The 9476-nt window shown below is 63.0% G+C and carries 9 protein-coding genes; 2 read left to right on the plus strand and 7 right to left on the minus strand.

Annotation, left to right across the window (positions count from 1 at the left end):
* Positions 1-18: 18 nt before the first annotated feature.
* The 3 genes from L8F96_RS16685 to L8F96_RS16695 are packed head-to-tail and all read right to left on the minus strand — an operon-like array spanning position 19 to position 963.
* Positions 19-327: a hypothetical protein gene (locus L8F96_RS16685; protein WP_334656720.1), complete on the minus strand. Its 309-nt coding sequence runs from the start codon at positions 325-327 to the stop codon at positions 19-21.
* Positions 324-701 (minus strand): hypothetical protein, encoded by a 378-nt coding sequence (locus tag L8F96_RS16690; RefSeq protein WP_334656721.1) that lies wholly within the window; start codon positions 699-701, stop codon positions 324-326. Before L8F96_RS16690 ends, L8F96_RS16685 begins: the two co-directional genes overlap by 4 nt.
* Positions 691-963, minus strand: a complete 273-nt coding sequence (locus L8F96_RS16695) for a hypothetical protein (protein ID WP_334656722.1) — start codon at positions 961-963, stop codon at positions 691-693. Before L8F96_RS16695 ends, L8F96_RS16690 begins: the two co-directional genes overlap by 11 nt.
* Before the next feature lie 537 nt (positions 964-1500).
* Between L8F96_RS16695 and L8F96_RS16700 the strand changes: the two genes are divergently transcribed.
* Positions 1501-2181, plus strand: coding sequence for a hypothetical protein (locus L8F96_RS16700; protein ID WP_334656723.1), 681 nt, complete (start codon positions 1501-1503; stop codon positions 2179-2181).
* Here L8F96_RS16700 and L8F96_RS16705 read toward each other — a convergent pair.
* Complete coding sequence (locus L8F96_RS16705; RefSeq protein ID WP_334656724.1) at positions 2168-4153, minus strand: hypothetical protein; 1986 nt, start codon at positions 4151-4153, stop codon at positions 2168-2170. The genes L8F96_RS16700 and L8F96_RS16705 overlap by 14 nt on opposite strands.
* Positions 4153-4413, minus strand: coding sequence for a spike base protein, RCAP_Rcc01079 family (locus tag L8F96_RS16710; protein WP_334656725.1), 261 nt, complete (start codon positions 4411-4413; stop codon positions 4153-4155). Before L8F96_RS16710 ends, L8F96_RS16705 begins: the two co-directional genes overlap by 1 nt.
* Positions 4414-4671: 258 nt before the next feature.
* On the opposite strand from L8F96_RS16710, the gene L8F96_RS16715 reads away from it, so the two are divergent.
* Positions 4672-5001, plus strand: a complete 330-nt coding sequence (locus tag L8F96_RS16715; protein ID WP_334656726.1) for a hypothetical protein — start codon at positions 4672-4674, stop codon at positions 4999-5001.
* A 7-nt stretch (positions 5002-5008) separates the two neighbouring features.
* On the opposite strand, the gene L8F96_RS16720 is transcribed toward L8F96_RS16715, so the two are convergent.
* Positions 5009-6904 carry a hypothetical protein gene (locus L8F96_RS16720; RefSeq protein ID WP_334656727.1) on the minus strand — a complete coding sequence of 632 codons (1896 nt, stop codon included), beginning with the start codon at positions 6902-6904 and terminating at the stop codon, positions 5009-5011.
* 2 nt (positions 6905-6906) lie between these two features.
* Entirely contained in the window at positions 6907-9474 is a 2568-nt protein-coding gene (locus L8F96_RS16725) for a hypothetical protein (protein WP_334656728.1), read from the minus strand.
* Between the last annotated feature and the right edge of the window lie 2 nt (positions 9475-9476).

A 9476-nucleotide genomic window follows, 5' to 3' on the forward strand; every position in this document is an offset into this window, starting at 1 on the left:
GAGCGTCGCGCCTTTGCTTCAGGAGGGCTCTTCGATCACCGCGAGCGGATCGCCCGGCCGGCCGCTTGGGCCATCAGACGGGCGCGCATCCGCAAGCTGCGCCGACTGCTGCTTGATGGTGCTGGCGTCTTCTACCGAACGCGCGGCGTCGATCGCCTTCAGCACGGCATTGCCGGTGATGGTCACAAGCCCCCCGAACAGAGTGTCGACCATGCGCTGATTATCCGCTGGCACGGCGTGAAAGATCACAGCCATGCCGAGCGCGAACGAACAGAGGATCAACATGGCAGCGAGGCCATAACGCCAATGGCGATCGGCATCCGTCACTCTTCGTCCCCTTGCTTCTTGGCTAAGCGCTCCAGCGCAGCGTCTGCCGCGGGCGTCTCAACCGGAAACTTGAGCATCTGGCCGGTCGAGATCTGGAGTTGCACGATGATCCGCTGCAGGGCTTCCACGTGCGTCCGCAGCTTCGCCATCTCCTCGTCGCATCGACGACGCTCGTCGCGGATGTCCGCCTCAAGCTCCTTAATGCGTTCGAGCAGATCCTCGCGAAGGCTGGCGTCACCGTCGCGCTTCTGCCTGTCGAGCGAGGGCCAGACTTTAATCAGGGCGCCGATCGCCACCATGGTGAGGACGACGACGCTCCAGAAGGTGGGTGTCAGGTTCGCGACCGTGACGGGCACCGCACTATCAACGCTCATTGCCGCGCCCCCATCTCAACCGATAGACGTAGACGACGAGACAGAGCGCCAGGATGCACAGGACATCGAAGGTGGCGTCGTCGCTAGCCGCTACCAAGCGCCGCATGAAGAACAGGCCGATCAGGGCGGAGATCAGGCTCAGCGCGGCGAGCACATCGTCGTTTGGGCGAGCGCGGCTGGCGAATAAGCGCACCACGCTTCCGCTGAGCAACAGGTCCGCGCCGAACCACGCGAGCGTGTTGAGCGCGATCAGGATCGTCACGCGCGCCTTCCCAACGCGACCACCAAGGCCGCGCGGCATGTCTGGTTCATGGAAGTTTCCTCAATGGGGGGGGCGATCTCACCCATTTGGGGGATGCGAATCGCCTGAAACTGATCGACGTTGGTCCCGCGACCCAAGCCTGTGGCGCAGCAGGCATCCTGCCCGGCGAGCTCCCTAGTGCTCGCCGGGCATTTTCTTCAGCTTTACCGCATTATGCTTTATGGGGACGCTGGCGCAGTACTTGCTCATCCAACGCTCAGAAGCATGTAAACGAAGAAACCTGCGCGACATTTCACGTTGCCGCGACACGCAATCCCTTGAACGATCGACGTTGTTGGCCGTGGTGGTTGGCACTGGACTGGGTGCGGATCGCGTGATTATGCCTAGCCTACTCGCTGTTGCACTGCCCGCAGCGGTTGGAAACAATGCAGAGTCATCGGGATCTCGACAATGCTTCACCGAGGAGGGCACCTGTATGAACCCAATGGGTTTCTGGCTTCTCTGCCAATCGGCTTGGAAACAAGATACCTCTTTATTATGTCAACTTTGACCTATTCAGCTCGATCAATTGAGCTGTCCTGGGAAGATCTGTTCAAAGTTTCGACAGGAACTGGAGTTGGCGCGCTGGACGAGATGGAGCGAGCCAGAATGTTCAGGGCTGCTTGGACCATTATAGACTCAATTCATGTCGGACGAAGGCTTATGCCGCTACTGATCCGAAAGGGTGCTGAGCCGCCAAAAGATGTGTCTCGCTTTATAGAAGCTGCGTCGGTTGCGAGTAAAATGAGAAATCGCATGGATCATGTAGATCAGAGCATTTCTAACCTAAGTGCCAGTAAATCAAAGGGTTATCCCCTTTTTGGATCCATATATTACTGGACTAGAGATATAGAAGACGGTCGCGCTGATGCTCTCGCTTGGCACTCATCTGGACCGTACGTCGGTAAGGATGTATCATTAGACTACTTCGAAAATGAGTTTCTTGAAGCAGACACCAAGATCGCTGGCCACTTCATGCTGTCTTCGTTCAACATGGTGTTTGATATAGACAAAGCAATTCTTCTTTTTAAACGCGCGTTGAAGTGTGTGGGGGATGGCTTCAGAGACAGCTTTCTTAAGTCCTTGGCCGCTGTTGGCGAAGAAGAACGAAAAATGCTGGTGTTGCCGGCCTTGTCCGGAGATGAGCAGTCTTTGTATTTCAGCGTCAGTGATCAATGATGACGTAGCGGATTGCGTTTATATCCAAATAACCTGAGCCTCGAGAAACCGCCAGATTGACTCCATGGCGGGTTTTTCCTGCTTCCTCGAACGCTTCCGGCTCAACTTCCAAGAAGTGTGCATAGTCGCTAACGTTGCCCCGGGCGCTTAATGTCTGTCGAGTTCGGCCTGGCACGTCATAATGAGTGGTGCTCGTGGAACTGCGCGTTGTGGACGAGATGCCTTGTTGCGATGCGCGCCAGTTTGCACGGTCTGACGATATACGAAAAGTTCGGCTCGTCGCAGCCGAAGCAAACATACCCCGCAACAGAACTGCGTCGGGGAACGGCGCTCCTGCCGGAGCGCCTTGAGCCCCTAGGGTATTAGTAGTGCTGAGCGCCCCGCTCGATGCAACCAACTCTAGCCGGAACCCCGTTTTCTGGCCTTTGTCATCGATAAGATCAGCAATAATTATGGCTCCCAGAGTGGATAAGCCAGGATCGGAGCGACTGACGTTATTCCAGCCCGGCACGTCGGTGTCAGTCTTGAAGTTCACGCCGATGACGATCGCCGCAACGATTACGATCGCCGCGATACGGGCGTCCAGCGCGTCGAGGTTGCTGGCTGGCGTGTACCCACCAGCGCGCGCCGCCTGCACCGCGGCTGTTGCCGCATCCTTGGCCGCCTGCGTCTTGGCCGCCTCCGCGTTCTGCGTTGCTGCCAGCGCATCGGCATAGAGCATCCGCCGATGGGCCACAGCGTAACGGGCGACCAATGCGTTCCGGCCTGCGCTCGGCACCATCGCCGTCAGAGCGTAAAGCGCTTCGTTGTCGTTGACCCCGGTCGGCTCGGCTTCGAGCGCGGCGACCAAGCGCTCCGCCTGGCTGACGAAGGGGGCGCCGTAGATAACGGGGAAGACGCCCTCCAGCAGCGCCTTCCGCTGCGCCACTTCGGCCCCGTGGGTGGAGTCCGTAAGGGTGCTGCGGGCACGCATGACCGTCACGTACTCGTCGCCCTTGGCGCGCAGAAGCGCGGCATCGTAGAAGCGCGGCGACCACTTGAGGATCATCGGGTGGACGACTGCGTCATTGTACTCCCGCGATCCGCCGACCTGCGTTTCGGGCGTGACGCCGCTGTATGCGCGGTAGCTGGTGTTGCTTAGAGCCAGCCGGATGCCCGCGTCGGAATAGGCCTGTCCGATCGCGTCGTAATAGGCTGTCAACGGCGCTTGGTAGCCCTCCTGGTAGGGGCGACCGCCGGTGATGTTGTTGCCGAGGATCGAGCCGACGAGAGCATAGCTGGAGATGTGGCGGTAGAGTGCGATGGCCGAGGGCGCCGCTGCTGCCACGTAGTCTGCCGTCTGGCCCGACCGCGCCCAGTTGAACACGATCGGGTCGCGGCCCGGATAGGCGGCGATGATGGCCGCCTCGAACTCGGCCGACTTGAGACCTTGATCCTCGCGGCTGGCGCCATTGACGACATAGCTGTCAGCGGGGCCGCGCGCGGGCATCTGGTGCAGCAGCGGGGCGATGCTGCGATCGGCCGCGCCGGCGACGCAGGTCAGGCGGATCGTGCGCGCGGCGCCCGGCGGGATAGCGATTCCCTGCCGCTTGCCACTCGGCCCGCTGGCGTGGTCGGGCGGGAACTGGGGGGTATAGCCTTGGTCGACGCCGTCGACCGCGACAGTGACGGTGCCGTTGTTGCCGCCCATGAACGACAGCGAAAGATAGGTGGATGATGCGGCGACCTGCCACTCGATCCATTCGGTCGTACTGGTCGGGACGGTGACGGATGGCCGCGACTTGCTCGCCGCAGACTGCTGCGCCGCCTGAAGAGCAGGCTGCGATCCCGCAAGCCCCGCGCTGGTCGTCACTGTCGCCGGCATGCGCCAGTCGGCGGGTGGGATGGTGGGCACCGGCGGCTCGATCGGCAGCGGCACGCCGCCGGCTAGCACCGTCGCGACCGAACCCGGGCCGAAGCCGAAGCCCAGCATCAGTCGAGCGCCACCAGGCCGGTCGCGGTCGTACCCTCGCCCGCGCTGCGGATCAGCCTGAACCGAAGCGGGTGATAGCCCGCCGCCAGATTGAACGTCCGATCCTCGGTGTCCTCCATCAGCTGCCCGACGACCGCGCCGGCGCCACCGACGAGCAGCGCCTTCGGGATCGGATTGAGCTCCGCGCCCGGCTCGATCGGGGTGGAGCGGGTCGCTGGCGAGGAGACGTTGGCGGAGAAGCTGCCGTAACGGTCAGACATATCGATCCTTTCAGAGGTCGCACGATGATGGTGGAGTGGCAGGCGCTCGGCAGATCTCACGGCTGCGCCGAGCACGCGTCATGCGTGTGTGGTCGCCGAATCTGCCGGAGCGGGCCCGCGCGAACGCGGCGCCGCTTCCGTCTATGAGCGTGGGTGGCGCTTGGGTTCGAAGTGTTTAGGGGCCGGCGGGGACGAATCCTCTAGCCGAATCGTCAGGCCATTAGGCAGGGCTATCCAGCAGTCCTTTTCGGAGCAATTATGGAAACCCCGCCGACCACCGCCGCTCGGATTTTCAAGGAAGAACGCGTCGAGATTTCCAACCGACGTTTCGTCGATTGCACCTTCATCAATTGTCGGCTGGTCTTCGATGGAGGTCCAATAGCTCTCGATGGGTGCGACACCAGCCATTGCCAGTGGGAGTTCACCGGAGCGGCTGCCACCACAGTGGAAATGATCGCAAGTGCTTGGGCTGCCGGAATGCGCGCCATGCCTTGCCAAGTGATGGGCGCAATCACCGGCATGCAGCCGCAAGACGTGCTTCAGTGCCTGACCGGCAGCAACGAGCTTCCGAACGAGGCGCCTCGTTAGATCCATCTCAGATGTCCTGCCCAGCTACGAGCTGGTTGTTGATGTAGATGGCGTTGTCGCCCCAGCCGGCGGGGTTGTTGGTGCCGATACGTCCGGGGGTCAGATCGCCGGTGCCGGTGCCGTAATAAGGCGGCATGCCGATCTCCTCGCGGACCGAGACGTAATTTGCATAAGGATAGCCCACGGTGTCGTTGCCGACGCTGTAGATCGCGTGGGTGGCGTAATTATTGTTCCGGTGGACCGCAGGGGTGACGTAGAGATCCTTGACGAAGTTCTCGTGCGCGCGCTCGCCCACCAACATGATGGCGGCGCGGACGCTGAGCAGCGTCGAGCGACCCTGCTGGTGATCCGGGTAAACACAGCCCGTGTCGTCGATGCGGGTGTCAGCAAGGTAGCTGCCGCGGCCACAGATCACGATGCTCGGTCCCCAGCTCTCCTGCGACCGTCCACCCGTGATCTGTTGCGGTGAGCCAAGGAACAGGTTGCAGCTGTCCTCCCACGCGATGTTGCCCGGGGAGTTGGCGTCGCGGATGCCGCCCGCGCCCTGCTGGTAGGGGTTCGAGCCGTTGAAGAAGCTGTACCAGGACCGGAGGTTGTTGCCAGCCGAGTTGTTGCGGCTGAAGTAGATGCCGGTTAGTCGAGCCGCGGCAACCGAGACGTTCTGGTACGACATGTCGTATCCTTGGCTCTCGATCCCGTAATATCCCGCCTGGCGGACGATCACGTTCTGGAAGTTACCGCCGCCACGGTACTGATGGTAGAAGCCGCGGCTACCCGGCTCGTCGATGTCGAGGTCGCTGAACCAAGGATAAGGGTCGGTCTGCGGCAGCGAGGGATCGCTGCCGGGGATCGAGACGAACCGCAGCCCATCCTTGTTGTTGCCGGTGAGAAACTTGTTCCCCAGCAGCGTCATGTCCCGGATCACCGGGAAATCGACGCGATTGCTGACGTTCTGGAGGTGCGCGGAGCCGGTGCCGCCGGGGATCAGCGCCAGCGTCGTCGCGCTGCGCCCCTGTCCCTTCATGACCATGCGCGCGCCGTAGCGCAGCGTCTGAGTGATGAAGACGCCCTCAGGCAGGAGACCGGCACGACCGAAGTTGTACGATCCCTTCCCGCCCAGATCGTTGAGCCAGTTCTGCATCGCGATCGTGTCGTCGGTGCCCCACAAGGCGAACTGGCGGCTGCGGGTGGTCAGCGCCGGTGTGGCAATGCGGATATGCTGTGGATCGAGGTAGGCGATAATCTGGATGTTCAGCAGCGACGACGAGTTCGCACCCGCGTTCGAGATCCAGATATGCTTGCCGACGTCGAGCGGCGAGAATGAGCCGTCCAGGCTCTCGACCACATCAGAGTCGCGGGTGGTCGAAACGTCATAGGCGAGACGCCCATCACCGCGGGCGCCATAGCCGATCTTGGGGTTCGCGACGCCTTGGATCAGCGCCGAGATCTCACCGACCGACAGCTGTGCATCACCATTGCCCAGCTGTGCGTGGCGCTTTGGCGACCAGCTCGCCAGCACCTCATCGCCGAGCAGCTGCGTCGCCGGCGCGAGATCGCGTGTGCGCCGGGCGGCAAACAGGTTGGTCGAGAACCGCTTGGGGCTGCCGTCCGGCGCTACGCCGATGACCTGCAGGTTTGCCGTGATGTCGGATGGCGGCGCGACCGGGAGCGCTGCGACACCCTCCGGATCCAGTGAACCGCCTCCAGTGCCGCCCTGCATCTGCTTGGCAGGCGACGGCACCATGCGCGTGAAGCCGGAGGCGTCTGTCAGCGGATACAGCCCGTCGCCGTTGGGGCCGCCGTCAGCCGGCCCCGCCAGCCAGTTAGCGAACTCCGCTTGCGACAGGTCGCGCCGGCCAAGGAGCGCCGAAACGTCGTCAAGCAACTCAGGGAGGGTCGCCATGCCTATTCCTCCGTCTGCACAATGCTGATGCGCTGACTGATCGTCGGCGTTTGCAAGCTGCCGTTCTGCGGCCCCGGACCCGTGTTTCGGCCCGTCAGTCGCGCCGAATATTCCACGCCGAGGCCACCGCTGTTGTCGGTAAAGGTCAGCGCACCGCCGATGTTCGAGGTGTAGTTGCCCGGCTCCTGCGCGCTGAAGGCAGGGTCGCGGCGCCAGATACCCGTCGCCGTCAGCGTGGCGACGTCAACGCCGTTGCGGCTCAGAACGATGGTCGCGCTGGTCGCCCCGGTACCTTCGTTCTGGGGCTGATCCACGGATTGCATGAGGGTCCACGCATAGCTGACCACCACGGTGCGCGTGCCCCCGTTGGAGCCGAGGGGGCCGGTCGATACGCTCGCGTTGAAGTCCTGCGACGAGGTCTGAACCGAGTTTCGCAGGACACCTGCCGACAGCGAACCGCCGAAATAGGCATCGCCGTTCGTGGCCTCGTAGCTGATCGCATTCGCGCGCGAGCAGTCCTCGATCGCCATGGTCGGTCCAAACCAAGAGATGAAGTCGTTGTTCTGGCCAAAGCCGGTGCCTTGCACGCGCATGACGCTGCCGTTGTTGAAGATCACGCGCCCGGTGCCCATCCGGAGGTCAGCGTTGACGAGGTTGAGGCTGCCGCGCCCGTCCGCCACGCCGACGAGCTGCGTGCCGACGATGTTGCCGTTGATGTCGATCGCGATGGTGCGGGTCGCCTCGACGTTGCCGAAGCGGCCGCTCACAACCCTATCGTATTCAGTGATCTTCGCCTCTACGTCCCCCTCGCTGAGCCCGACCTCCTCCAGCTTTTCCGCCAGCGTCTTGGTCTCGTCGACCAGCACAGTTTGAAGATTGATGATGCGGCTCGTGCCGTTTGCCGCTCTCGCGAAGATGCCATTGAAGTCGGAAGCCAGCGCGCTCGTGTCCGTCAGGATCTCGTTTCGGAAAGCGAGGAACTTGACCGACACCGGCTGCCCTTCAACGTAGGCAATGGCCTGAACCACCTGCAACAGATCGTCCTGCCGCAGCGCCTCCTCGAGGATCGCCTGCGTATTCACGTCGAGGTGCGTGATGACCTGCTCGACCGGGCGACCACCGACCGCCTCCGTATCCTTCGACGTGTTCTCGCTCGTCTTGTCGGCATTGTTGCTCGGCTTGGTGCCGTTGGGATCAGGAATGTCATCCCAGGCAGGTGCCGAACTCAGCTTTGACCAGTGCGTGTTTTCAGTCGCTGGTAGAGCTGGCGGCGCATGCCCCGCTCCGGGGGTGGTGTTGATGTAGAGCCAGGACGACCCCTGGTGCTGGACGATGTTGCCCTCTCGGTACGTCTCGGTCGCGCTATAATCACCACGGGGCACCAGCGGCGCTCCGAACGCAACCTCGTCCATGCCGTGCGTACGCCAGCACCGGGCGCCGCGCATTTCGATTCGCCAGTAAGGCGGGGAGACCTTTACCTCCTGGTTCGCCAGCACCGGCGGGCGGCGCCGGCCCTGCGCATCCAGCGTGATCGCAGGCGGCGGGACAGCGCCGAACCGGATCACCCGTAGTCTGCCGTTCCAGTCGATGATCGCCTGCGCGTTGCAAGCCTGAGCGAGCGACTGGACCATCTGCAGCAGCGTGGTGGATGCGGTCACGTATAGGTTGATCGGGTACGGCACAGCTGTCTCGAGTGCTGCGAGGCTGCCGGCATCGATACGGGCAGGATCGACCTCCGCGATCGCGCACATGCGAGTGATCACTGCGGCGGTTGATCGGACGAACCCGCTGGCGTTGTCGCCCTCAACATCGGCGGTGACCAGACCTGCCGGCGGCGCCCCGAGCCGGAACATGCCGCGTGCAAGGCAAGTGCCGAACGAGCCCTCCGGAATCGCGGCGGCCACCAAGGCGGCATAATCGGCGAAGTCGCCGACGTTCTTGCCGCCGGCGGCGATCAGACTGGCGGCACGCTCGTACAAGGCAGCGATTCCGCGGATCGGCCCATACCCATGAACCTGATACACGAGGTTCACCGCATCGATCTGGACCGGCTCTACGTTGCGCGCGCGCCCGAATAGCGCCGGCTTCGGCTTGTCCTTCAGGCTGTCGTCACCCTCCGCCGCGCCAGTGCCGGCATAGCGGCGGTTGAGCAGGTCCGCCTCGAACGGCTCCCCATCGACCTGTGCCGAGAAGGTATAGCGCCCATTCTCGTCAGTGCCGTAATCGTTCACCAGCCCGGTGAAGATCTCGCGCCACTCGCCCCACGCAGCACCGGGCGTGCCCTGCCAGATCCTGAGCGGCGCGCCGGCCCAGCGGTAGGCGGGGCTGCGCTGATCCAGTCTGCGCAACGCGACCGGGTCGATCTGCGCAGAGGCGCTGGCGAGCGTTGCGGTGCTGGCAAAGCTGCCATCCCAGCCGTCCAGGCGCAGGGTAGGGGGTGCGACAACGCCGGGCCACCACCGTTGACCATTCAGGCCGGTGACACGGCTGTCGTCATGCGCCGACACGCGCAACGGCTTCCTCATCCCGCTCGTCGGATCGAGCGGGGAGATCTCCAACACGACTGCCACAG

Source organism: Sphingomonas panaciterrae, from assembly GCF_036890205.1.
GTDB classification, from domain to species: domain Bacteria; phylum Pseudomonadota; class Alphaproteobacteria; order Sphingomonadales; family Sphingomonadaceae; genus Sphingomonas; species Sphingomonas panaciterrae.

What these genes read in the sequence shown, in the direction of transcription:
- L8F96_RS16700 (WP_334656723.1), top strand. Translation starts at nt 1,501, where the DNA reads ATGTCAACTTTGACCTATTCAGCTCGATCAATTGAGCTGTCCTGGGAA.
- L8F96_RS16710 (WP_334656725.1), bottom strand. Translation starts at nt 4,413, where the DNA reads ATGTCTGACCGTTACGGCAGCTTCTCCGCCAACGTCTCCTCGCCAGCG.
- L8F96_RS16715 (WP_334656726.1), top strand. Translation starts at nt 4,672, where the DNA reads ATGGAAACCCCGCCGACCACCGCCGCTCGGATTTTCAAGGAAGAACGC.
- L8F96_RS16720 (WP_334656727.1), bottom strand. Translation starts at nt 6,904, where the DNA reads ATGGCGACCCTCCCTGAGTTGCTTGACGACGTTTCGGCGCTCCTTGGC.
- L8F96_RS16705 (WP_334656724.1), bottom strand. Translation starts at nt 4,153, where the DNA reads ATGCTGGGCTTCGGCTTCGGCCCGGGTTCGGTCGCGACGGTGCTAGCC.
- L8F96_RS16690 (WP_334656721.1), bottom strand. Translation starts at nt 701, where the DNA reads ATGAGCGTTGATAGTGCGGTGCCCGTCACGGTCGCGAACCTGACACCC.